The 22266-nt window shown below is 71.6% G+C and carries 18 protein-coding genes and 1 pseudogene; 11 read left to right on the forward strand and 8 right to left on the reverse strand.

Annotation, left to right across the window (positions count from 1 at the left end; translation table 11 throughout):
• Positions 1–629 precede the first annotated feature (629 nt).
• On the forward strand, positions 630–1163 hold the full coding sequence (locus DY245_RS07765) for a winged helix-turn-helix domain-containing protein (protein ID WP_128504908.1): 534 nt from the start codon (positions 630–632) through the stop codon (positions 1161–1163).
• 249 nt (positions 1164–1412) lie between these two features.
• On the opposite strand, the gene DY245_RS07770 is transcribed toward DY245_RS07765, so the two are convergent.
• Positions 1413–3140 carry a hydrogenase maturation protein gene (locus DY245_RS07770; RefSeq protein WP_128504911.1) on the reverse strand — a complete coding sequence of 576 codons (1728 nt, stop codon included), beginning with the start codon at positions 3138–3140 and terminating at the stop codon, positions 1413–1415.
• 394 nt (positions 3141–3534) lie between these two features.
• On the opposite strand from DY245_RS07770, the gene DY245_RS44165 reads away from it, so the two are divergent.
• From DY245_RS44165 to DY245_RS07800, 7 genes are all read left to right on the forward strand, one after another.
• The gene (locus DY245_RS44165; protein WP_181923569.1) at positions 3535–3690 is read left to right on the forward strand and encodes a hypothetical protein; all 156 of its coding nucleotides are present in this window, start codon (positions 3535–3537) and stop codon (positions 3688–3690) included.
• A 131-nt stretch (positions 3691–3821) separates the two neighbouring features.
• Entirely contained in the window at positions 3822–5084 is a 1263-nt protein-coding gene (locus DY245_RS07775; protein WP_128504913.1) for a hypothetical protein, read from the forward strand.
• Entirely contained in the window at positions 5081–5593 is a 513-nt protein-coding gene (locus DY245_RS07780) for a glycine-rich domain-containing protein (protein ID WP_128504915.1), read from the forward strand. Before DY245_RS07775 ends, DY245_RS07780 begins: the two co-directional genes overlap by 4 nt.
• A gap of 56 nt (positions 5594–5649) precedes the next feature.
• Entirely contained in the window at positions 5650–6972 is a 1323-nt protein-coding gene (locus DY245_RS07785; RefSeq protein WP_128504917.1) for an MFS transporter, read from the forward strand.
• Between the two features lie 148 nt (positions 6973–7120).
• Complete coding sequence (locus DY245_RS07790) at positions 7121–7564, forward strand: hypothetical protein (protein WP_128504920.1); 444 nt, start codon at positions 7121–7123, stop codon at positions 7562–7564.
• A 93-nt stretch (positions 7565–7657) separates the two neighbouring features.
• Positions 7658–8260: a carbonic anhydrase gene (locus DY245_RS07795; RefSeq protein WP_128504922.1), complete on the forward strand. Its 603-nt coding sequence runs from the start codon at positions 7658–7660 to the stop codon at positions 8258–8260.
• A 17-nt stretch (positions 8261–8277) separates the two neighbouring features.
• Positions 8278–9732 (forward strand): SulP family inorganic anion transporter, encoded by a 1455-nt coding sequence (locus DY245_RS07800; protein WP_128504924.1) that lies wholly within the window; start codon positions 8278–8280, stop codon positions 9730–9732.
• Between the two features lie 131 nt (positions 9733–9863).
• Here the strand turns inward: DY245_RS07800 and DY245_RS07805 are convergent, their stop codons facing one another.
• Positions 9864–11342 carry an APC family permease gene (locus DY245_RS07805; RefSeq protein ID WP_128504926.1) on the reverse strand — a complete coding sequence of 493 codons (1479 nt, stop codon included), beginning with the start codon at positions 11340–11342 and terminating at the stop codon, positions 9864–9866.
• 193 nt (positions 11343–11535) lie between these two features.
• Here DY245_RS07805 and DY245_RS07810 point away from each other — a divergent pair, with 193 nt between their 5' ends.
• A complete protein-coding gene (locus DY245_RS07810; protein WP_128504928.1) occupies positions 11536–11982 on the forward strand; it encodes a nitroreductase family deazaflavin-dependent oxidoreductase in 447 nt (148 codons plus the stop codon).
• Positions 11983–11999: 17 nt separating this feature from the next.
• Here the strand turns inward: DY245_RS07810 and DY245_RS07815 are convergent, their stop codons facing one another.
• The 3 genes from DY245_RS07815 to DY245_RS07825 all read right to left on the reverse strand — a co-directional run bounded on the left by DY245_RS07815 (position 12000) and on the right by DY245_RS07825 (position 15434).
• Entirely contained in the window at positions 12000–13973 is a 1974-nt protein-coding gene (locus DY245_RS07815) for an ABC transporter permease (RefSeq protein WP_128504930.1), read from the reverse strand.
• A 97-nt stretch (positions 13974–14070) separates the two neighbouring features.
• Positions 14071–14871 carry a molybdate ABC transporter substrate-binding protein gene (modA, locus tag DY245_RS07820; RefSeq protein WP_128504932.1) on the reverse strand — a complete coding sequence of 267 codons (801 nt, stop codon included), beginning with the start codon at positions 14869–14871 and terminating at the stop codon, positions 14071–14073.
• A gap of 167 nt (positions 14872–15038) precedes the next feature.
• Complete coding sequence (locus DY245_RS07825; protein ID WP_128504934.1) at positions 15039–15434, reverse strand: TOBE domain-containing protein; 396 nt, start codon at positions 15432–15434, stop codon at positions 15039–15041.
• Between the two features lie 214 nt (positions 15435–15648).
• Between DY245_RS07825 and DY245_RS07830 the strand changes: the two genes are divergently transcribed.
• Positions 15649–16068, forward strand: coding sequence for a TOBE domain-containing protein (locus DY245_RS07830; protein WP_128504936.1), 420 nt, complete (start codon positions 15649–15651; stop codon positions 16066–16068).
• A 57-nt stretch (positions 16069–16125) separates the two neighbouring features.
• On the opposite strand, the gene DY245_RS07835 is transcribed toward DY245_RS07830, so the two are convergent.
• The 3 genes and pseudogenes from DY245_RS07835 to DY245_RS07845 all read right to left on the reverse strand — a co-directional run bounded on the left by DY245_RS07835 (position 16126) and on the right by DY245_RS07845 (position 20536).
• Complete coding sequence (locus DY245_RS07835) at positions 16126–16644, reverse strand: molybdopterin-dependent oxidoreductase (protein WP_128504938.1); 519 nt, start codon at positions 16642–16644, stop codon at positions 16126–16128.
• A gap of 216 nt (positions 16645–16860) precedes the next feature.
• Positions 16861–19697 (reverse strand): annotated as a pseudogene (locus tag DY245_RS07840) (molybdopterin-dependent oxidoreductase).
• A complete protein-coding gene (locus DY245_RS07845; RefSeq protein WP_128504940.1) occupies positions 19694–20536 on the reverse strand; it encodes an FAD binding domain-containing protein in 843 nt (280 codons plus the stop codon). Before DY245_RS07845 ends, DY245_RS07840 begins: the two are co-directional and overlap by 4 nt.
• A 205-nt stretch (positions 20537–20741) precedes the next feature.
• On the opposite strand from DY245_RS07845, the gene DY245_RS07850 reads away from it, so the two are divergent.
• A complete protein-coding gene (locus DY245_RS07850; RefSeq protein WP_128504942.1) occupies positions 20742–22262 on the forward strand; it encodes a PucR family transcriptional regulator in 1521 nt (506 codons plus the stop codon).
• Positions 22263–22266: the final 4 nt, after the last annotated feature.

Genomic DNA, 22266 nt, shown 5'->3' on the forward strand with positions numbered 1-22266 from the left:
ATGGCGCCGGAGCTCGTTCGGCAACTGCTCACAGTTCTCGGCCACTTCACGACGCTTTCCAGCCATGCCGGCCGAGGGTGGCATCGAGGCCGGGGTGGACGGCTCCCCGAAGCCGGGGAGGGCGGCACCGAACCCGGGGCGGGTGCGGCGCGATCGCCCGGCTGGACGCGATCACCCGGGCGGGCACTGTCCGCCCGAGCTGACGGCCCGCCATGAATTTCTTGTGCGTTTTGTTGAACGAAACTACGGCCTACCGGATACAACACACCCACGCACCGCCCGACTTGGCGGCGGACAACACGGATTCGGCTCAAGAGCAACCGAAATTAGCGGAAGCTACTTTCCGGAAGCGCGCGATCACATGTAGCGTTCGTCTGGACCGGAAGGCCGTGGCTTCGCACCACGTCATGGCCGAGTACGGGCATGGGCGCGAGCGTTCTGACGGCACGAACGGAGCGATCGCCCCCGCTCGGCGCACCCGCATCACGAGTGCCTGTGCGCCGTCCCCGCCTCACCACCGGACTGCGTCGCGCTCGCTGCGTAGCACCGCAGCACCCTTGAACGTCGAGCACCGCCATGTCTGTCCGTACACGCCTGCTTTGCAAGAGGAATGGGCCCAGATCATGTTTATGAACTCCTCGACGACCCCGCTTGCGTTGCGACCGGACGCCGACTTCGGCCGCCCGGAAATAGCCGGGCCCGGCGAAGGGCCACCCCTGGCGGTCGACCGGCTTCCCGACGGCACGTGGCAACTGACCCTGCACCACCTGGAACCCGTATCGGTCCACCGGCTGCCCTCGGACGAGGTCCACATCATCCTGGCGCCGCCGCGTGAGGAATCGCGCCACCGCGACGAGCAACCCGCCGCCCGGCCCCGGCCGGAGCCGATCCGGATCGATACCGCGGCCCGGACCGTCTTCATCAAGGGCCGCCAACTCAGCCTGCCACGGCTGGAATTCGATCTGCTGGCCCATCTTGTGCTGCATCCACGGCGCGCCTTCACCAGGGAGCAGCTGATGACTGCCGTCTGGCCCAGCTGCCAGTCCAGCACCCGCACCGTCGATGTCCATATCGCCCGGCTGCGCCGACGCCTGGGACCGGGTCTGCGCGACTCGATCAGCACGGTCTTCGGCATCGGGTACAAGTACCAGCCCACCCCTTAGCCGGGTTCGCTGCGGCGGACGCCGCGCGTACGCACACGGGGGCGGTGGCCGGTCGGAGGCCGGCCACCGCCCCTCGGCCGGCCGCGTGCGGCTTCCTCTCCGGGCGTCACCTTTCGGCCAATACCTGTCGACCCGTCAGATGGAGGGACCGGAAAAACGGGCGGCGGGTTCGTTGTGNTGTCGACCCGTCAGATGGAGGGACCGGAAAAACGGGCGGCGGGTTCGTTGTGCCGGAGGGATCCGTGCCCCTCATCCGGCCCCGCCGGACGATGCCCCCGCAGCGGTGGTGTTGAGGTGCGACGGGGTACCGGCGGCTGGTTCCTTGCGGACGAAGGCGCGTCGTAGGGCGTGGTAGGGCTGGTCCGGGTCGTAGAAGATGCGGTGCATACGGGCCAGTTCGTGCTCACGGTAGGCGGCGAGCGGCCGTTCGGCCTCGTCGCGTTCCCGGTCGGCCTTCTTCATGGCGATCCGGGCCTGGGTCGCGGGTGACGATGCCAGCCGGACGGCGAGGTGGGCGGTCTGTGCGGCGAACTCCTGTGGGGCGCAGTCGATGAGACGGTCCACCAGGCCGAGTCGCTGCCCGGCCGCCGCGGTGATCGGCAGGGCGCGTTCGGTGAGCTGTGCGGCCACCTCGGGTCCGGCCCTGCCGGGCAGGGTGTACGTCCAGTATTCCGAGCCGTAGAGCCCCATCAGCCGGTAGTGGGGGTTGAGCACGACGGCCGAGCGGCACCACACCTCGTCGGCGGCGAGGGCCAGCATCGCCCCGCCGGCCGCGGCATTGCCGCCGAGCGCGGCGACCACCAGCCGGTCGGTGGTCGTCAGGACGGCATGCACCAGGTCGTCCATCGCGTTGATGTTGGCCCAGGACTCCTCGGCGGGGTCGGCTGCGGCCTCGATGACGTTCAGATGGATGCCGTTGGAGAAGAAGTCCCGTCGGCCGCCGAGGACCAGCACAGAGGTCGGCCGGGCGCAGGCCTGGCGGTAGGCGGCGAGCAGCCGCCGGCAGTGGTCGGTGCTCATCGCGCCGCCAGGGAAGGAGAACTCCAGCAAGCCGGCCGGGCCGTCCTCACGGTAGCGGATGTCGGTCCAGGTGCGGGGGCCGTCGCCGGGGGCGAGCGGTGCGGGGACCTCGGGCACGGGTGGGAGACGGTCGCCCAGCGCCAGGGTGGCGGGGAGTTTGACGGTGCCGGGCTGCCCCGGGGCGCGTGGCGGCCGCAGTTCCGGGATCCATACCGCGCCGTCGGCGGTCGCCCGGCAGATCGCGCCACATCGGGTGGCGAGCAGTTCGCCCGGCCGGCCCGTCAGGGTGTCCTCCGGGTGGCCGCCGTGCAAATACCAGGTGCCGCCGAGCAGTTCGTCCCGTACGCCGGGCCGCGAGTCGGCGGCGCGCAGCTTGCGTACGACGGTGTCGGTGGGGTCCATGTGCCAGTCGATCCGGCGGCGGTCCTGGCGGAAGGGTGGCCGGGGGCGGCCGGGTTTCGCGGCGGCGGGCAGCGAGTCCTGCGGCTGCGGGCGGTGGGTGCCGGACGCACAGCGTTCGACGGCGGACAGCACCGCCTCGATCGCGGCATCGGCGATCTCGTTGCGGTACAGATCGCTCTTGCCCACATCGGGGACCGGGCAGCTCGCCGCGGCCCAGACGTCACCGGCGTCCATCTCGTCATTGGCCTGCAGGACCGTGACGCCCCATCGGTCGGCGCCCAGGTGTACCGCCCAGTCCACCGAGGACGGGCCGCGGTCGCCGACGGGGCCGGGGTGCACGATCAGGCAGGTGTACGCGGACCACACCTCACGGGGGACGGCCGTCTTGAGCATCGGCGCCACGATCAGATCAGGCGCATGACCGCGTACGACCTCGGGGAGCGGCGTCTCTCGCGTCACCAGCTCCACGCTCACATGGTGCCCGCTGTCACCGAGTTCGGCGTACACGCGCTGCGTCAGGCTGTTGAATGCGCCGGCGATGAGCAGAATGCGCACGGCAGACCCCCTGGAGCTGGAACCGATGAGCGGGTAACTGGTCGTGATCGTTCCCCACCCGTGGCCGTGGGCCCCGGGACCTGCTGGGCAGGTCACCCGAACGACGGCCGCCGTGCGGCGCAATGCCGCACCGGGCGCGCGCGGACGGTCCGTTCTGACTGCTCGTCATATGGTTCCGCGGTTGATCATCTCGACGCAATTCCGCCAAAGTTGGCGCGCCGGGCACGCTTCCACGGACGGCGGCATTGCGCTTCATTGACATTCGCTTGGTCATTCTTTTACTTTCGGTGCAGCGGCATCAGCGCAGGTCAGCGCCGTATGCCCGGTCCGGGGAAGGCGACCACTGCCGCCGCCCGGGCCCCGTCCGTCTTCCGCACTCTCACCGGAGGTCCCCATGGAGCAGCTCATCAAGAAGATGGCCCAGGACACCGTCTGGCAGAACTGGCTCGCCGCCAACTCCGCCACACAGGCGGCGAAGAACGGCTGCATCAGCGCGGCGCCCAAGGCCGGCTGCATCAGCGCCACGCCCAAGGCCGGCTGTATTTCCTGAGCGCCACTCCCACCGATGGCCCGGGAGCGGGACGGCGGCGCTTCCCCCGCCGCCGGTCACCGCCCGCTCCCGGGCACCGCGCCCCGAATTCCCCCTGCGGGCACCCCGTTCCGAGCGTTGACGAGGAATCCATGGATGGTCAGCCGACCGCCGAGGTCATCGAGCAGATCCGCGACATACCGATCTACCGCGAGTCGCTGGCGAAGGGCTACTTCCCCCTGCTCGACAAGCCGGAGATCGCGCGCGGCTTCCCCGACAACTGGATGACGCCCCGGCTGGCCGCGGCGCTGGAATCCGGCGAGGCGGAGTTCGTGCTCTCGACGGGCACCAACCACGCCCGGATGCAGATCATCCGGCCCCCGTATTTCCTGCTGCGCTCCTATTACCGGCTGTGGAGCGAGCACCCCGATATCGCCCATACCTGGGAATCGGGCTGCCGGCGCGTCTCGCTGACCACGGTGCTGGCGACGGAACACGTGGCGCGGGTCAATGCCGCACGGCGCGGCGTTCCGCCGGAGCCGGTCCCCACTCTCGACGACCGTTGGCTCGACGAACGCACCTGTTATCTCAATCTGCGGCTCGACCCGGCGCAGTGGGAGCGCGCCGAGGTGGTGCGGATGCTCGGCGAGATCCGGGCCGCCCGGCAGGCGCACCCGCGCGGCTGGTACCACCTCGACTGCTCCGGATACCACCTGGCGCATCTGGTGCGAAAGGTCGGAGAATGGGGGCTGTGGGACGACTTCCCGCCGCCCGCCAGCATCATCCACGCCTACGAATACACACCGGTCAACGTCCGGCGTTATCTGGAGCAGCACTTCGCCTGCCCGATCATCGATCTGTTCGGCAGCACCGAGCTCGGCTATCTCTACTTCAGCGACCGCCGCGGCACCTACTGGCCGCATCTCGACAAGATGAGCGTCGAGCTCCATCCGGTCGCTGCCGGAAGCACGATCTACCAGCTCATCGTCTCCAGTGTGCGCAATCCCTATATGCCGCTGATCCGGTACCGCTCGGGTGACTGCGTCCGCACACTGGACGGTACGCCCGACCCCGGAAAGATCGCCCAATTCTGCGGCCGGCAGAAGGAATTGCTCAGCACGCCGCACGGGCCGGTCGCACAGGGCGACCTCGACCGGTGCATCGGCGAGGCCTCGCCGCACGTCTTCGTGCACCAGTTGCAGCTGACCGGGGATTCCGGTGCGCGGCTGGCGTATACGACGTTCAACGGTGCACCCGTCGCGGCCGCGGAGGCCGCGGCGCTGGAGCGGGGCATCGGGGAACTGACCGGGCGACGCTGCCGGCTCGACCACCGTACGCACATCCCCATCGGCAAGTCGGGAAAGTACGCCTGGCTCGCGAACGACGCCAGTAGCACCCGGACAGGAGAGACATGACCAGCCGGCCGCGGATATCCGCCGACGATCTCAAGGACCTGCTCGGTGAGGCGCTGCACGCCGAGGTCGTGACGTATTTCGACGAAAAGAGCGCCGCGCCCCGGGAGTTCGTGGCGCGTCAGGTCACCGAATGCCTGCGCTATCTCTATCTCGTCTCCCGGCACCACGACCGGCTCGGCGGGCTGTTCCTGCCGGTCGAGCAGGACATCGACGAGATCTGGCACTACCTCATCCTGCAGACCCGCGAATACCGGGCACTGTGCGAGGAGCGGCTGCCCGGACGGTTCTTCATCGAACACCGCAGCATCGCCTACGAGGACTACCAGCAGGAGCCGGGCCGCGAGCAGGCGCTCGAAGAAGCCCTGCGCTGGATCCCGTTGTACTGCCAGGAATTCGGCCCGTTCGACGAGGGCGCGCTGCCGCACTGGACCATCGTGCGTTTCCTCCATGAGCAGATGGGGCTGTCGCTCGCGGATATCGCGGCGCTGGAACCGATGGCAACTCCGTAGGGCCTGTCCCTCACCTCACCCCTGACATTCACCGCCGGTTCGATCGGAAAGGAATCATGAAGGCACGGAACGGCGCCCCGGCCCTACGCGAGGTGCCGGAACAACGGCGCATTCTGGCCGTGCTGGTCTTCTCGCAGATACTCAGCGGTGCGGGCCTGGCCGCGGGAATCACCGTCGGCGCACTGCTGGCCGAAGAACTGCTCGGCTCGACGGGTCTGGCCGGCGTGCCCAGTGCGCTGTTCACCGCCGGGGCCGCGCTCGGCGCCGTCGGCATCGGCCAGGTCTGCCGGCGCTGGGGCCGGCGCCCCGGGCTCGCGCTCGGGTACGGCGTCGGGGCGCTCGGCAGCCTCGGGGTCGTGGCGGCGGCCGCCCTCGGCAACGCTCCGCTGCTGTTCCTGGCCCTGCTGGTCTACGGAGCGGGCACAGCGACGAATCTGATGGCGCGCTACGCGGGAGCGGATCTGGCCTCCCCCGCGCGGCGCGGGCGCGCCGTGAGCACGGTGCTCTTCGCCACCACGCTCGGTGCGGTGGTGGGCCCCAACCTGGTGACGCTGACGGGAGAGGTGGCGCACTCCTGGGGCATCCCCCGCCTCGCCGGACCGTTCCTGCTGGCCACCGCCGCGTTCGGGTCGGCCTCGGTGGTACTGGCCTGTCTGCTGCGGCCGGATCCACTCCGGCTGGCCGAGGCGCTGGCCAAGGACAAGAGCGTGGCGGAGGCCGCCGGCCCGACGGCCGAGGGCCCGGCGGACGACTCCGACGAGCCGCCGGCCGCCCGCCCGCGGCGCGCCGGGGTGGTCACCGGCACCACGGTCATGGTCCTCACCCAGCTTGTGATGATCGCGGTCATGACGATGACGCCCGTGCACATGCGGGCGCACGGGCATGGCACCCAGGCGGCCGGTTTCGTCATCGCCCTCCACGTTGGCGCGATGTTTCTGCCGTCACCGCTCACCGGGCTGCTCGTCGACCGGGTCGGCCGGCTGTGGGTCGCCGGCGCGTCCGGTGTGACCCTGCTGGCCGCCGGTGTCCTCGCCGCCGTGGCCCCGCCGTCCTCCCTTCCCGCTCTGGCCACCGCGCTGGTACTGCTGGGCCTGGGCTGGAACTTCGGGCTGATCAGCGGCACCGCCATCGTCACCGACGCACTGCCGCCCGCCCGACGCGCCTCGGCGCAGGGGCTGGTGGACGTCGGCATCGCGCTCGCCGGTGCCGCCGGCGGCGCGTCCTCGGGCCTGGTCGTCGTCCTCGGCGGCTATCCGACGCTGGCGCTGGCCGGCGGGATCCTCGCGCTGGCGGTCGTGCCGGTGGTCGCCTGGTCGGTCCGCCGGCCGCCGCACCCCGCCGCCGGCGCCGCCCCCCGTACGGATACGGAACGGACATGAACTCCCGTCCGGCCGACGGTTGTACGCGGCGCCGGCCCGCAATCCCGTGCGGCCGGCACACAATCGGGGAAATCTTGAAACTTGGCGTCATTTCTCGTTATCACGCCGGAAACCTGGATGCTGCACTATTGGGACAGGCTGTAGACGCATGAACGAGCCACGGGGGGCCACGATGCGGAAGGACACCGGCATACCGGGCATACCGCTGCCGCGTCGGTTCCGTACTCTCCTGACCGCCCTCGTCGTCGTCCTGGCGTTCCTGCTGGGCGGTGTGGGGCCCGCCGCCGGTGCGGCGGCCACCGCCTTTGCCGCGCCCGCCCCGAAGCCCGCGGGCGCCCCGCCGGCCGCCAAGCCCAGCTCCGACAACAACGAGGAAAAGACCAAGCGCGAGGCCGAACGCGGCCAGCCCCGGGGCGCCGCCCGGACCTCCGCCGGAGTCCCTCACCACCCCGGCCGGCCGCTGCCGCCGTACACCGCCGGCCCGCCGGCGCCTCATGCCGCCACGGCCTCCGGCGGTCCTTCCGCCGGCAGCTCCACCAAGGCGGTCAGACCGGTCTCACTCCCCGTCCTGCACTGCGTGTTCCGCTGCTGAACGCGGTTGTGGTGGCCTGCCCCACCAACCGCACCTCGCACGTCCTCGCCACCACCCCCACAGTGGCACCACTCATCAGCAGGAGACCTCCTCATGGAGACCTTCATCCAGCATGCCCGGGGCCTGATGGCCCGTATCGCCGACCGGCGTGACGCCCAGGAAACCTACGGCCGGCTCGCGGCCGGCCAGTCGCCTCTCGCCCTGTTCATCACCTGCTCCGACTCCCGGGTCATCCCGTCCCTGATCACCGGGGCACAGCCCGGCGAACTCTTCGAACTCCGGACGGCCGGCAACGCCGTCCCCGTCTACCAGGAAGGCATGGCGGCCTGCGCGGAGGCCGCGACCATCGAGTACGCGATGCGGGTGCTGCGCGTGGCCGACATCGTGGTGTGCGGTCACTCGCACTGCGGCGCGGTCGGCGCCAAGGCCCGTGGCGAGGACCTGACCGGCGCACCCGCCGTACGGGACTGGCTCGCCCAGCAGCTCTCCGACGAGCTGCCCAAGGACGAGGAGCCGACGGTCGCCGCCGCGGTCCAGCAGCATGTGCGCGAACAACTCGACCGGCTGCGCGGCTACCCGTGTGTGCAAGAGCGCCTGGCCGCCGGCGAGGTGACGCTGCACGGGTGGTTCTACGAGGTGCACACCGGCCTGGTGGCAGCACATCAGCCGGCCTCCGACCTGTTCCTCCCGCTGTGAAGGCAAGCGTGCACCTCATGAAGCGACTCACCTCCCTCCGGGCGGACTTCACCGCCTCCCTCGTCGTCTTTCTCGTCGCCGTCCCGCTGTGCGTGGGGGTGGCGGTCGCCTCCGGCGTACCGGCCGAGCTGGGGCTGGTCACCGGCGTCGTCGGCGGACTGCTGACCGGTCTGCTGCCCGGCAGCAGCCTGCAGGTCAGCGGCCCCGCCGCCGGTCTGACGGTGCTGGTCTTCGAAGCCGTCAAGGAGTACGGCATCGGCGCACTGGGTGCGCTGGTACTGGCGGCCGGTGTGCTGCAACTGGCCATGGGCGCCCTGAAGTTGGGGCGCTGGTTCCGGGCGATCTCGGTCGCCGTCGTGCAGGGCATGCTGGCCGGCATCGGCCTGGTCCTGATCGCCGGACAGCTCTACGCCCTCACCGACGCCAAGGCGCCGGGCAGCGGGCTGGCCAACCTCGGCTCCATGCCCGGCCTGGTCATGGACACCGTACGGTCGGGGACCGCGCTGTCCGCGTTCGCCATCGGCGCCGGCACGATCGCCGTCCTGGTGCTGTGGCCCCGTTGGCGCCGCGCCGCACGCGTCCTGCCCGCGCCGCTGGCCGCGGTCACGCTCGCCACCAGCGCGGTCTGGGCGCTCGATCTGCCGGTCGCACGCGTCCAGGTCAGCGGCCTGCTGGACGCGATCCAGCCCCCCGGCCTCGCCGACCTGGGCCGGCTCACCGAGATCGGTGTGCTCGGCACGGTCCTCGCCTTCACGCTCATCGCGTCCGCGGAGTCGCTCTTCAGCGCCGCCGCGGTCGACCGGCTGCACGACGGGCCGCGTACGGACTACGACAAGGAGCTGATGGCCCAGGGTGCGGGCAACGCCGTCTGCGGTGTCCTCGGTGCCCTGCCGATGACCGCCGTCATCGTGCGCAGCGCCGCCAATGTCCAGGCGGGCGCGAAGACCAAGGCCTCGCGGGTGCTGCACGGTGTCTGGCTGCTGGTGTTCGCCGCGGCGTTCCCGGCGGCGCTGGGTGTGGTGCCGGTGGCCGCGCTGGCGGGCATCCTCGTGTACGCGGGCTGGAAGCTCATCCCGCTGCGCGAGCTGCGGCCCCTGTGGCGCGAACACCGCGGTGAGGCCGTCGTCCTGTTCGTCACCGCCCTCGCGATCGTGACGGTCAATATGTTCGAGGGCGTCCTGATCGGCCTTCTGATGGCCGTCGCGAAGACGGCTTGGGAGACCTCCCATGTGCACCTGGAGGTCCACACCCCGGACGACGCCGAGGAGCCGGTGCAGGTACGCGCCGTCGGCAATGCCACCTTCCTGCGGCTGCCCAAGATCCTGGACCAGTTGGAGGCGCTGCCCGCCGACCGGGACGTGGAACTGGATCTGAGCGGGCTGCGGCACCTCGACCACGCCTGCGGCGCCGCGCTGACCAACTGGTCCGAGCAGCACCGCCGTAACCTCCGGGCGGTGGAGCTGGTGTCCTGACGGGGATCCGGCGGGCGACGTCGGACAGGAGCTCGGGGGCGGTCGCGGTGTCGCGGCCGCCCCCGAGCGCGTGGGCCGGTACCCGCGCCTGTCCCGTACATCCAGCGTCTGCGCGCTCTCCGGTCGGTTGCTCAGCCGCGTTCCGCGTCCACCGTCGTCAGCCGCTCGTACGCCCGTGGATCCCGGCGCCGGATGCGCAGCGCCACGACCGGTCCGGCGGCGAAGACGAGCGGCAGGGGTGCCAGCAGGGCGATATTGATGCCCGTCGGCGCGTCCGTCAGCAGGTCGAAGTTGCGGCAGACCAGCACGATGAGGACGACGAGACCGGCGCAGGCGGCCAGCGGTGCGGCCACGACGCGCCAGGCGGGCTGCCCGCGGCGGTCGCCGCGGAAGAAGCCGAAGACGGCGAGGGCGGCCAGCGCCTGCAGCAGCATGATGCCGAGGATGCCGGTGCCGTTGGTCCACAGGAAGGTGACGGCGTACGGGTCCTGGCCGGTGAGGATCGTGGCGAGCACGACGAGCAGGGCGATCGCCGACTGGAGGAGAACGGCGGCGGCCGGGGAGCGGTGCCGCGCGGTGACCGTGCCGAGGCGGCGGGGCAGCAGGCGTGCGCGGCCGAGGGCGTAGAAGTAGCGGGTGGCGCCGTTGTGGAAGGCGAGGGTGGCGGCGAAGGCGCTGGTGATGATGAGGAGATGCATGGCGTCGGCGGCCCAGGCCCCGGCGAAGCGCCGGGTGGCGGCGAAGACCATCTCGGTGCCCGCGGCGGCTTTCGCGACCGCCTGTGCGCGGTCCGCCCCGTAGGCGTTGATGATCGTCCAGACGGTGAAGGTGTAGAAGAGCGCGAGGAATCCGACCGCGATACAGGTGGCTCGCGGCACCGAGCGCTCCGGACGGCGCGCCTCCTCGGCGTAGATCGCGGTGGCCTCGAAGCCGATGAACGCGCCGACGCAGAGGACGAACATGCCGCCGGCGCCCGCGGTGCCGAGGTGCTCCGGCGAGAGCGCACCGAACCGGGGGCCGTCGGGCCCGCCTCCGTGCGCGAACACCGCGGCGTCGAAGACCAGCAGGATCAGCACTTCGAGCGCCAGCGCGACACCGAGCACCTTGGCGCTGAGGGTGACCTTGCGGCAGCCGAGGACACCGATGGCGACGAGCCCGGCCAGCGCCCAGGCCCACCAGGGGACGCGGACGCCGGTCAGATCGCGGAACCCGGACCCGGTGAACCAGCCGAACACGGCCAGCAGGCCGACCTCGATGGCGTTGTACGACAGCAGGGCCACATACGCCGAGCCGACGCCGGCCGCCCGGCCGAGCCCGCGGCCGATGTAGGCGTAGAAGGCGCCGGCGTTGCGGACATGGCGGCTCATCGCGGTGAAGCCCGCGGCGAAGACGATCAGCAGCAGTCCGGAGAGGAGATAGCCGAGCGCCGCGGCCTGCCCGGCCATCTTGATCGCCACCGGGGCCGCACCGGCCATCACGGTCAGCGGGGCGGCCGCGGCCACGACGAAGAAGACCAGGTCAGCGGTGCCGATGGCGTTCTGTTCCAGGGTTGGGGCCACGGGTGGCGCGGGGGCCGCGGAGGCTTGCGGCGCGGGCGGCTGGGTACTCATTGGCGAGACCGTAGGCGCGGCGCGGCCCGTGGGAAAGAGCGCATTTCGCGTGCGGGAGGCGCACGGGACGCGACGGCGTGAGCGGGATGATGGTGCCCGCCGCGGTTGTTGAGGGAAGGACAGACGGTCGTGGGCGGCGGTTCTGCCGGCCGCGGTCGGTTCACACCGGTCTTCGTTGGATGGGACGGACAGCATGCCTCTTCAGGGTGAGTACGAGCCGAGCCCGGCGCAGTGGGTGCGCGATCAGGTCGCGCTGTACGAGAGCTCCGGCGGTACGGAAGGCACGACGCTGCGCGGGTTGCCGGTCGTCGTCCTCACCACCCGGGGTGCGAAGAGCGGCAGGATCCGCAAGAGCCCGCTGATGCGGGTGGAGCACGGCGGGTCGTACGCCGCGGTGGCCTCCATGGGCGGCGCGCCCACGCACCCGGTCTGGTACCACAATGTCGTGGCCGATCCGCGGGTGGAGCTCCAGGACGGCCCGGTGCGCCGGGACATGACGGCCCGTGAGGTCACAGGTGAGGAGAAGGCGCTGTGGTGGGGGCGCGCGGTCGAGGCGTACCCCGATTACGAGGACTACCAGAAGAAGACGGACCGTCAGATCCCGTTGTTCGTGCTGGAGCCGGCGGCCACGGAGCACTGACCGGGCGCCGTCGGCGCTCAGAGTGTCACGAGGGAGACCTCGGTGGCCTTGACGCTGGTCCATACGGACACCCCGTCGGCGAGGCCGAGTTCAAGGGCGGCCGACGGGGTGATTTCGGCCACCAGATCGGGGGCCTGGTGCGAGGTGACGAGGATCCGCAGCCGGCTGCCCGCCGAGGTGATCTCCCGTACGGTCCCCGGCCAGACGTTGCGGGGGCTGCCCGCGGGCTTGTCGAGGTGTACGGACACCGCCTCGGGGGCGATGATCGCCAGGGCCTGGGCGCCGTCGGGGAGTTGGTCGGCGACGACGAGATGGCCGCCGTCGGCCAGCGCAAGGCGGTCGCCGGTGGCGGTGCCCGGCCAGGCGTTGCGGCCGAGCATCCGGGCGACCCAGGGTGAGTGCGGGTGGCGGGCGACCTCGGCGGGCGGGGCGTCCTGGAGGGCGCGCCCGCCGTCGAGTACGAGGACCCGGTCGGCGAGCGAGACCGCTTCGACGGGGTCATGGGTGACGATCAGACAGACGCCGCCGAAGCCCGCGAGATGGCCGCGCAGGGTGTGGCGGACGTGAGCGCGGGTGGTCTGGTCGAGCGCGGCGAGCGGCTCGTCGAGCAGCAGCAGACGGGGGCGGGCGGCCAACGCCCGGGCGAGGGCGACGCGTTGGGCCTGTCCGCCGGAGAGCTGGGCGGGCTTGCGGTGCGCGAGGTGGCCGACGCCGAGCCGGTCGAGCCACTGCTGTGCCGCGCGGCGGGCCTCGGCGCGCGGGGTGCCGTGCGCGCGCAGCCCGTACGCGGTGTTGGTCAGGGCGCTCAGATGCGGGAAGAGCGCGCCGTCCTGGGGGACCCAGGCGACGCCGCGGCGGTGCGGGGGCAGTGCGCTGACGTCGGTGTCGCCGAGGCGGAGCGCGGCGCGGGCGCGCGGGGTGAGGCCGAGCAGGGCGCGCAGCAGGGTGGTCTTGCCGGCGCCGTTGGGGCCGACGACGGCGATGGTGGTGCCCGGTTCGGCGTCCAGGGTCAGCTGGTTGAAGCCGGTGACCTCGGCGTGCAGCGGCCAGCGCTCCTGGGGCGCGGCGGACTGCGCGACGGGCGGGTGGACGCCGGTGGTGGGCGGGGCCGCGGGGTCGGTGTCGTCGGCGGCGCGTGCGCTGCGGGCCGCGCGGTCGGTGGTGGCGCCGGTCCAGCGGCCGCGCAGACAGATCAGGACGGCCATGGCGATGGCGAGCAGCAGCAGGGAGACGGAGGTGGCGGCGTCCGGGGAGTCCTGGAGCAGCAGATAGACCTGGAGCGGCAGGGTCTGGGTGGTGCCGGGCAGATTGCCGGCGAAGGTGATCGTCGCGCCGAATTCGCCGAGCGCGCGGGCCCAGGTCAGCGCGGCGCCGGCGGCGAGGCCGGGGGCGACCATGGGGAGGGTGACGGTGCAGAAGACCCGTACCGGAGAGGCGCCGAGGGAGGCCGCGGTCTCCTCGTAACGGGGGCGCAGTCCGGCGAGCGTGCCCTCCAGGCTGATGACCAGGAACGGCATCGCGACGAAGGTGGCCGCGACCACCGCGCCCGAGGTGTGGAACGGCAGCACGATGCCGAAGGTGTCCTCCAGCCAGGGGCCGAGCAGCCCGCGGCGGCCGAAGCCGAGCAGCAGCGCGACACCGCCGACGGTCGGCGGCAGCACCATCGGCAGCAGCACCAGCGAGCGGACCAGCGCCTTGCCGGGGAAGCTGACCCGGGCCAGCAGCCAGGCCAGCGGTACGCCCAGCAGCAGCGACAGCCCCAGCGCCCAGAAGGACACCAGCAGCGACAGCCGGAGCGCTTCGAGGACGCCCGGGCTGGTCAGATGGGTGCCGAGGTCGCTCCAGGTGGTGCGGGCCAGGATGCCGACGAGCGGCATCAGCAGGAAGGCGACGGCGACCAGCGCGGGGACGGCCAGCGCGAGGGGGGTACGGGTACCGGGCGCGCGCAGCCTGCCGGCCCGGGGCGCGGCAGCGGTGCGAGGGCGTCTCATCGCGGTTCCTGGGATCGGGTCGGGCCGGTGGACGGCGGGCGGCGCACGGGGCTGTCCACTCCCCCGAGCCGGACAGTCCCGTGCGCGCCGTACCGGATTACGGCTTCTGGAAGCCCGCCTGCCGCAGGATCTGCTGCGCCTCGGGCGTGCTCAGCCACTTCACGAACGCGGCGGCGGCAGCGGCGTGCTGGGACGTGTTGAGGGTCGCGGCCGGGTAGGAGGCGACGGCGTTCTGGGCGTCGGGGATGTCGACGGCGTCGACCTTCTTCGGCGCGGTGGCGGCGTCCGTCTTGTAGACGAGACCGGCGTCGGCCTCGCCGAGTTCGACCTTGCTGAGCACCGCGCGCACGTTGGGCTCCTGGGAGACCGGTTTGACGTTCAGCTTCTGCGCGTCCAGGACCTGCTTGCTGTAGCGGCCGACCGGCACCTGGGGGGCGGCGAGGACGACCTTCAGCTTGCTGTCGGCGAGGTCCCTGAGGCTGCCGATCTTCTTGGGGTTGCCCTCACCGGTGGCGATGACCAGGCGGTTCTTGGCGATGACGGTGGGGGTGCCGACGTCCACCTTGATCCCGTCCATGGTCTTGGTGTCGGCGGTGACCACGGCGTCGGCGGGGGCACCCTCCCTGACCTGGGCGGCCAGTTCCTGGGAGCCGGCGAAGGAGAAGTTCACCTTCGTGCCCGCGTGCTCCTTCTCGTACACCGCGCCGGCCTTCTTGAAGACATCGGTCAGCGACGAGGCGGCCAGCACGGTGAGCTCCGTCTTGGCGGCGCTGGTGCCGGACTTCTTGGCGCCGTCGTCCTTCTTGTCGTCGTTGCCGCCGCAGGCGGCGAGCGGGACGAGGAGGGCGGCGGTCACGATCGCGGCGGCGGCGCGGCGCCCGGTGAAGAGCTGGGACATGAGGCGGGACTCCTTGTGACGCGGGACGACAGGGATCGTCCGAGCGGATGGGAAAAGCCGCGCCGTGGACGGGCGACGCCGCTGAAATGAGGCAGCCGACCGGTGGGGACGGTAGGTGCGGTGCGGGGCGGGTGGTACCGCGGTGGATCAGCTGCGACCGCGGTGGATCAGCTGCGGTCGATATGCACGCTGGTGGACTTCACGCGGGCGGTGGCCTGCATGCCGACCTCCAGGCCCAGTTCCTCCACCGCTTCCCGGGTCAGCAGGGACACCAGGCGGTGCGGACCGGCCTGGATCTCGACCTGGGCGGCGACATCGCCGAGCTTGACGGCGGTGACGATGCCCGGGAAGGCGTTGCGGGCGGAGGTGTACGAGGCGTCGTCCTCACCGGTGCCGTTCTGCGCCACCTCGATGGAGAAGGCGGCCAGATCGCGGCCGTCGATGAGGCGGCGGCCGCCGTCGTCGCGATGGGTCGCGACCTTGCCGGCGTCCGCCCAGCGGCGGGCGGTGTCCGGGCTGACGCCCAGCAACCGCGCCGCCTGGCCGATCGTATAGGACTGCATGTGCGACAAGATAGGCGACTTTGGCTCGCATTTGCAATTCATAAGGCGAAGCTATATGGCAGATGCCAGGCCCCTTGGAGGAAGGGACAAAGGCCCGACGCCCGGCTCGCACTCAACCTCGCATACCGGGAGGAAGTGGCTAGAGTACTGACGACAGAACGGAAGAATCCCGACATTTCGCTCCGACCTTCCTCTTCCCCGGTGAGGCACTTCCATGAGCCTGAGCATCCGTAACCAGATTCCCGGCACCGTCGTCTCCGTCACCCCCGGCGAGGTCATGGCAACCGTCAAGGTCCGTCTGACGAGCGGCCAGGAGATCACCGCCGCGATCACCCTGGAGGCGGTCAACGAGCTCGGCATCGAGGAGGGTTTCGAGGTACGCACGCTGATCAAGTCCACCGAGGTCGCGCTCGCCACCGGCGCGGTCGACGGCCTCAGCATCCGTAACCAGATCCCCGGCACGGTCACCCATATCGCCACCGGTGGCGCGATGGCCGGCGTCAAGGTCGCCGTCGCGGGTGGCGAGCTGACCGCCGCGATCACCAAGGACGCGGTCGAGGACCTGGGTCTGACCACGGGTTCCGAGGTCACCGCGCTGATCAAGTCGACCGAGATCTCGCTCGCCGCCGCCTGAGCGCGCCGTGCCGCCAAGTCCCCCGCCGACCGGGGGCTTCGGCATTTCCGGCGGCCGCTACGACAGCTCCGGCGGGTCACAGACGCCGACCCAGATGCCGGTGATCGCGCTGATGTAGCGCGCCCCGCAACGGTCGGAGGGCACCACGAGCTGGCTGCCCGCCTCGTCCAGCCGGCGCCCGTCCATGGCCGTGGCCAGCAGGATCGGCGCATCGCCGAAGTCGGGGTCGATCTCCGCCCAGGACAGCACCGTGTGGTGCCCGTCCCCGCCCGTGACGGCCAGCAGGTAGCGGGAGCGGTCCTTGCGCCGCCGGGCGTCGAAGGCCGGGCCCGCCTCGTCGAGGACGTCCCGCAGCAGCGGCCCTTCGAAGGTGTGGTGCTGCGGCCCGTTGGTCGCGCAGTCGAAGACCACCTCGGCACGCCGCTGCGGCCACCGCTCCCGCAGATCCCCGACGGTCAGCGTGAGCGGCCGGCGCAGCTGACCGCGGATCAGAAAGCGCCGGGGACCGGCTGACACGGAACCCCCGGGCGTCGGGCGTACGGCGGTGGTGCGGGACGGCGGGCTGAGTCGGCTCATTCGAGTCCCCCTTGGGGCGATCCACGCGGCGGCTGCCTCCCTGTGATGCCCGACCGGTCCGCCGCTGAATCTCGGATGCCACCCTCCGCCGCATTTTGCCCTTGCTGGTGTGAGGCAAAAGGGGCCAAGAGGGCGGCATATCCAGGACGAGAATTACGCCACCCCACGCCACCCGTGCCGCGCTACGCCGCCCAGGCCGCTCGCCGTCCGGTCGCCTCACACCGACCCTTCCCGCGACGGATGCCGTCCCGCCGACCGGCCCGGTACCGCACCGCCGGCGCGATGCTCCTCCAGAGCCAGCCACACCTTGTCGCGCAGCAGCGGCACCTCCGTGAACCGCACCCCGGTGGCGTCCCGCAGGGCATTGGCGAAGGCCGGGGCCACCGGGTTGAACGGGCTCTCGCTCATCGACTTGGCGCCCAGCGGCCCAATGGCGTCCGAGGTCCGCATGAAGTGCACCTCGGTGCGCGGTACATCGGCGTAGGCCGGCAGCCGGTAGCGGCGGAACGCGGGGGTGATGACCTTGCCTCTGCCGTCGACGAGGACCTGCTCGAAGAGGGTCGCGCCGAGCGCCTGGGCGACCCCGCCCTCGACCTGACCGCGGCACTGCATCGGGTTCATGACCCTGCCCGCGTCGGCCGCGTGCACGCTGCGCAGGATCTTGATCTCTCCGGTGCCGGGGTCGACGGCGATCCGGAACCACTGGGCGTTGAAGGCCACCGAGCGCGGCGAGCCGCCCCAGTGCCCGGCCGCCGTCAGCGCCACCTCCTTGTCACGGGCCGCCGTGTAGAGCTCCTTGAGCGACACCGGCCGCCCGCCGCACTCCACCGAGTCCGCCGTCAGCCGGCACAGGCTCCGCGGGGCCCGGGCATGCTCCGCGGCGAACGTCAGAATCCGCTCGGCCAGCGCGTTGGCCGCCTTCATCACCGCCTTCCCGGCCACGACGGTCCCGGCCGAGCCGAAGGCGCCGGTGTCATGCCGTACGACATCGGTGTCGGACTGCCGGATGGCGATCCGGTCCACGGTGGTGCCCAGCGCCCCGGCGGTGATCTGCTGATGCACGGTGGTGGTGCCGTTGCCGAACTCCGCGGTGCCCACCGCGACGTCGTACGAACCGTCCTCCAGCAGCGTCACCGTCGCATCGGCGAAGTGCCCGCCGGGCGGTCCGGTGGCGATCATCGACATCGCGGTGCCCTGCCCGACCAGCCAGCCCTCCGGCGCGTCCTCGGCGCTGCGGTCCTCGGCGAGGGCATCGCGGACGACCTTGAGGCACTGGTCGAGGCCGTAGCTGGCGATCCGCAGATCCTCCTCCTCGCCGCCGGGGCTGATCATGCGCTCGCCGGGGCCGATGATGTTGCGCTCCCGGAAGACCAGTGGATCGATGCCCAGCCGACGGGCCAGCTCGTCCATCGCCGACTCCACGGCGAAGGTCACCTGTCCCAGCCCGTAGCCGCGGAACGCCCCGGCCGGCACACAGTTGGTGTAGACGGAGTACGCGTCGACCTTCTTGTGCGGCGCGCGGTAGACGGCCATCGATTCGCCGACGCTATGGAACATCACGGCCGGGCCGTGGTTGCCGTAGGCGCCGGTGTTGGCGACCACCCGGAGCTGAAGCGCCGTCAGGGTGCCGTCCTTTCTGGCCCCCGCCTTGATCCCGATGGTGAAGGGGTGCCGGGTGGTGGCGCCGAAGAACTGCTCGGCACGGGTGAACTCCAGCTTCACCGGCCGGTTCAGCCGCAGCGCGGCCAGCACCACGATGTCCTCGACAAGCATCTCCTGCTTGCCGCCGAACCCTCCGCCGACCCGGCCCGCGACCACCCGGACCCGGTCCGCCGGCAAGTCGTAGAGCGCGCACAGGGCGCGGCGGGTCAGGAACGGGACCTGGGTGCTGGAGCGCACCACGATCCGCTCCGCACCCGACGGGTTCTCCTCGGGCGTCTCGAAGTAGGCCACCGCACCGTGCGTTTCGAGGCTGGCGTGCTGCACCCGCTGGGTGCGGAAGGTGTCCTCGTGGACGAGGTCGGCCTCCGCGAAGCCCTGTTCGACGCAGCCGGTCTCGCCGTGCACCTCGCCGACGACATTGTTCCCGGCCTGTGCGATCCGGGACTCGGGGCCCTTGGGGTGGAGCACCGGCGCACCGGGCCGCATCGCCTCCTCCGGGTCGATGACACAGGGCAGTTCCTCATAGTCGATGACGATCCGGCGGCAGCCCTCCTCGGCCGCCGCTTCGCTGTCGGCGACCACGGCGGCCACCCGCTGCCCGACGAACCGGACCACGTCGTCCAGTACCCGGGTGTCGTCGGGGTCCTCGGTGGGATGCTCGTGCCGGGCCGAGGAGAACAGCCGCTCGGGGGCGTCGTGATGGGTGAACACCGCATGCACGCCCGGCACCCCCAGCGCCGCGGCCGGGTCGATGGAGACGATCCGGGATGGGGGTCCCCCCGGTCGAGCGAAGCCGAGACTGGGGGAGCGTGCGGGGAGCGCAGCAGCTTCATGTGCAGCAGTCCGGGCACGTCGATGTCGAAGGTGTAGCGGGCGGTGCCGGTGACGACCTGCGGCCCGGCCGGGGCGGGCAGATTGCGGCCCACCGCCTGCCCCGCGCAGGGCGCTTCGGCGTGCCGGACGCCGCGCACCGCGTCCTCGATCGCCCGGTAGCCGGTGCACCGGCACAGATTTCCCTTGAACGCCCTCGGCAGATCGGCGAGTTGATCCTCGTCGAGCGCGGCGGTCGTCATCACGAACCCCGCCGTGCAGAATCCGCACTGGAAGCCCTGTGCGTCGAGGAACCTCTGCTGTACGGGGTGGAGTTCACCGTCGCCCTTGGCGAGCCCCTCAACGGTGGTGACCCGGCGGCCCTCGGCGCGGACGGCCGGATACAGGCAGCTGTGCACGGGTTCACCGTCGACATGGACGGTGCACGCCCCGCAATCGCCGGCGTCACAGCCCTTCTTGACCCCGAACCAGCCGCGGTCGCGCAGATAGGTGCGCAGACACTGGCCGGGGCGCGGTTCGGCGTCGAAGGGCCGCTCATTGACATGGATCTCGAAGCTCATCGCACACCGTCCCTGGTGAGTCCGCAGTTCCCGGTGAGTTCCGACCGGACCTCCTCGGCCAGCCGCAGCGCCATGTGCCGGCGCCAGGCCGGCAGTCCGTGGATGTCGTCGAACCAGTCGCCGCCGGCGACCGTCCGCTCGATGGTGTCGCGCAGCTCCTCGGCGTCCGGCGGCAGCGGGAACCAGAGGCGGAACGGCCGTACGGTGGCGGCGGTGAGGGTCACCGCCAGCGAGCCGTCGAGCGGGTCGAGGGCGCCGATGACCAGCGCGCCGGACCGGCCGAGTCCGTACAGGGAGGCCTGCCGGAAGGCGGTACGGCACATGAGCGCCCGGGCGGGCAGGGTGACCGAGCGGAGCAGTTCGCCCGCGCCGAGGTCCTTGCGTCCGGCGCCGGTGATGAAGTCCGCGACCCGGGTGCGGCGCAGCGAGCCGTCCTGCGCCTGGAGCAGACAGCTGCCGTCGAGGGCGGCGGTCAGCGAGATCATCGGCCCGGCGGGCAGTCCGTTGCAGAGGTTTCCGCCGACCGTCGCCATGTTCCAGATCTTGAACGAGGCCAGGAAGGCGCGGCAGCACTGCTCGAACAGCGGCGCCGCCGGGGCGTCGTAGGCCGCCGCGAAGCGGGAGAGCTGGGCGATGGTGCAGGTCGCCGCGATCTCCAGCGAGCCGTCCGGCCGGCGGGTCAGCGGCTGCCAGCCCATCCGGCCGAGGTCCACCAGGCGCCGTATGTGCGGCTGCGGTTCGGAGAAGAGGTAGGTGCCGCCACCCAGCCAGGCGTCGCCGGTGCGCCAGGGGGTGCGCTGCCGGGCGTCGCGCACCTCCAGCACCGTGTTCAGGTCCATGCCGCTGAGTGAAGCAACGGCGCACCGCCGGGCACGACTGGTGCGCAACACGGAAAAACACCATCGCCGGGCCGCGGATCTGGATGATCAACCAAGACGACTATGGGCTTGAACGGCTTGCATTTACGATGCTGTAACTCATATTCGCCTCGTGAATGTGAGATGCCGAGGGCTCGCGCCCGGCAGCCGCCCAAGGAGCCAGCACATGCACGTCCAAGATCTCCTCCAGGTTGATTCGCTCGATCTGACCCTGCTGTGGGGCGAGGGCCCCCTGCTCGCCCGGGAGGTCAGTGGTGTCACCGCCACCGACCTGGAGGACCCGGCCCGGTTCCTGCAGCCGGGCGAGCTGGTGCTGAGCGGACTGGTGTGGTGGTCGCCGGACGACAGCCCAGCGAAGGCCGACCGTTTCGTCGCGGCGCTGCACTCCGCCGGGGCCACCGCGCTGCTGGCCGGCGAGGAGACCCATGGCAAGGTCCCGGACGTCCTCGTCGACGCCTGCCGTGCGCACGGCATCGTGCTGATCGCGGTGCCCGCGCACACCACCTTCCGTGCCATCACGGAGGCGGTGTATCTGCGCCAGTGGGGAGATCTGAGCCGGCGCCCCACCGATCACTACGCGCTGCCGGAGCACGTCCGCACCGAGCTGGCCGGTCTGCTCGCCGAGAACGCCGGACCGGACGCGCTGCTGGACCGCGCCTTTGCCCATCTGGGCGGGCCGCCCTGCTATCTGCTGACGGCGACCGGCCGGGTGATCGCGCGTACCCCGGCCGCTCCCGACCTCTCGGCGCAGCAGGCGGTCCGGGATCTGCGGTCCGCGGTCGGCACCGGTCTGCGGATCGACGGGGAGTGCGGACCGTACGACGGCTGGCAGTTGCATCTGCGGGGCGCGGCCGACGCCCCTCCGCGGGTGCTGCACGAGATCGCCGAGGTCATCGCCCAGTACCGCAACCGTGCCGAGCTGCGGGAGGCGGCCGCACGGCGGGCGGCCGAGGAGCTGATCGCGCTCGCCGGCACCGGCCCGGCCGACGGTGCGGCGCTCGACGCAGCGCTGCACGCCTGCGGTCTGCCCACCACCGGTCCGTACCGGGTGATGGTGGCCACGCTGGGCGGGGAGGAGGGCGGCGGGGCGCTGAGCGCGCTGACCGAGGCGCTGCGGCACTCCCCCGGTGAACCGTTCGCGGCCGGCCGGCTCCCGGGCGGCGAGGCGGTCGCCGTCGTGCACACGGGCCCGGGCACCGAGGGACACACCCCGCTCGCCGAGGTCTGGCCGGCCCTGCACGCCTGCCGGCCGCAGACGCCGCTGCACGCCGGGGTCAGCGGACCGGTGTCGACCGCCGAGGGGCTCAACTCCGCGCTGGACCAGGCGCGTTATGCGCTGGCGGCGGCCCGCGCCGCGGCCCCGGAGGCCGCCCGGGTGACCTCCGTCGAGGACCTCAGCACGCTGGGCGCCCTGCTCGCCGGGGTCCCCTCCGATGTCCGTACGGCCTTCAGCAGCCGGGTGCTGGGCCCGCTGGCGCGCGGCAGCAGCTCCTCACACCGGATGCTGCTGGAGACGCTGGAGGTGTTCCTCGCGCAGCACGGGTCATGGGCGCGTACGGCCGAGACGCTGCATCTGCATGTGAACACGGTGCACTACCGCATCCAGCGGATCGAGACGCTCACCGGGCGCGATCTGTCCCGGCTCGATCACAAACTGGATCTGCAGGCGGCGTTGCTGTGCCGTTGAGGGG

The sequence above is a fragment of the Streptomyces inhibens genome, assembly GCF_003389455.1.
Taxonomy (GTDB): Bacteria; Actinomycetota; Actinomycetes; order Streptomycetales; family Streptomycetaceae; genus Streptomyces; species Streptomyces inhibens.

Bases quoted from the DNA above. Each gene is read 5' to 3' on its own strand.
- DY245_RS07765 (WP_128504908.1), top strand. From the start codon at position 630: ATGAACTCCTCGACGACCCCGCTTGCGTTGCGACCGGACGCCGACTTC.
- DY245_RS44165 (WP_181923569.1), top strand. From the start codon at position 3,535: ATGGAGCAGCTCATCAAGAAGATGGCCCAGGACACCGTCTGGCAGAAC.
- DY245_RS07775 (WP_128504913.1), top strand. From the start codon at position 3,822: ATGGATGGTCAGCCGACCGCCGAGGTCATCGAGCAGATCCGCGACATA.
- DY245_RS07780 (WP_128504915.1), top strand. From the start codon at position 5,081: ATGACCAGCCGGCCGCGGATATCCGCCGACGATCTCAAGGACCTGCTC.
- DY245_RS07785 (WP_128504917.1), top strand. From the start codon at position 5,650: ATGAAGGCACGGAACGGCGCCCCGGCCCTACGCGAGGTGCCGGAACAA.
- DY245_RS07790 (WP_128504920.1), top strand. From the start codon at position 7,121: ATGAACGAGCCACGGGGGGCCACGATGCGGAAGGACACCGGCATACCG.
- DY245_RS07795 (WP_128504922.1), top strand. From the start codon at position 7,658: ATGGAGACCTTCATCCAGCATGCCCGGGGCCTGATGGCCCGTATCGCC.
- DY245_RS07800 (WP_128504924.1), top strand. From the start codon at position 8,278: ATGAAGCGACTCACCTCCCTCCGGGCGGACTTCACCGCCTCCCTCGTC.
- DY245_RS07805 (WP_128504926.1), bottom strand. From the start codon at position 11,342: ATGAGTACCCAGCCGCCCGCGCCGCAAGCCTCCGCGGCCCCCGCGCCA.
- DY245_RS07810 (WP_128504928.1), top strand. From the start codon at position 11,536: ATGCCTCTTCAGGGTGAGTACGAGCCGAGCCCGGCGCAGTGGGTGCGC.
- DY245_RS07815 (WP_128504930.1), bottom strand. From the start codon at position 13,973: ATGAGACGCCCTCGCACCGCTGCCGCGCCCCGGGCCGGCAGGCTGCGC.
- modA (WP_128504932.1), bottom strand. From the start codon at position 14,871: ATGTCCCAGCTCTTCACCGGGCGCCGCGCCGCCGCCGCGATCGTGACC.
- DY245_RS07825 (WP_128504934.1), bottom strand. From the start codon at position 15,434: ATGCAGTCCTATACGATCGGCCAGGCGGCGCGGTTGCTGGGCGTCAGC.
- DY245_RS07830 (WP_128504936.1), top strand. From the start codon at position 15,649: ATGAGCCTGAGCATCCGTAACCAGATTCCCGGCACCGTCGTCTCCGTC.
- DY245_RS07835 (WP_128504938.1), bottom strand. From the start codon at position 16,644: ATGAGCCGACTCAGCCCGCCGTCCCGCACCACCGCCGTACGCCCGACG.
- DY245_RS07845 (WP_128504940.1), bottom strand. From the start codon at position 20,536: ATGGACCTGAACACGGTGCTGGAGGTGCGCGACGCCCGGCAGCGCACC.
- DY245_RS07850 (WP_128504942.1), top strand. From the start codon at position 20,742: ATGCACGTCCAAGATCTCCTCCAGGTTGATTCGCTCGATCTGACCCTG.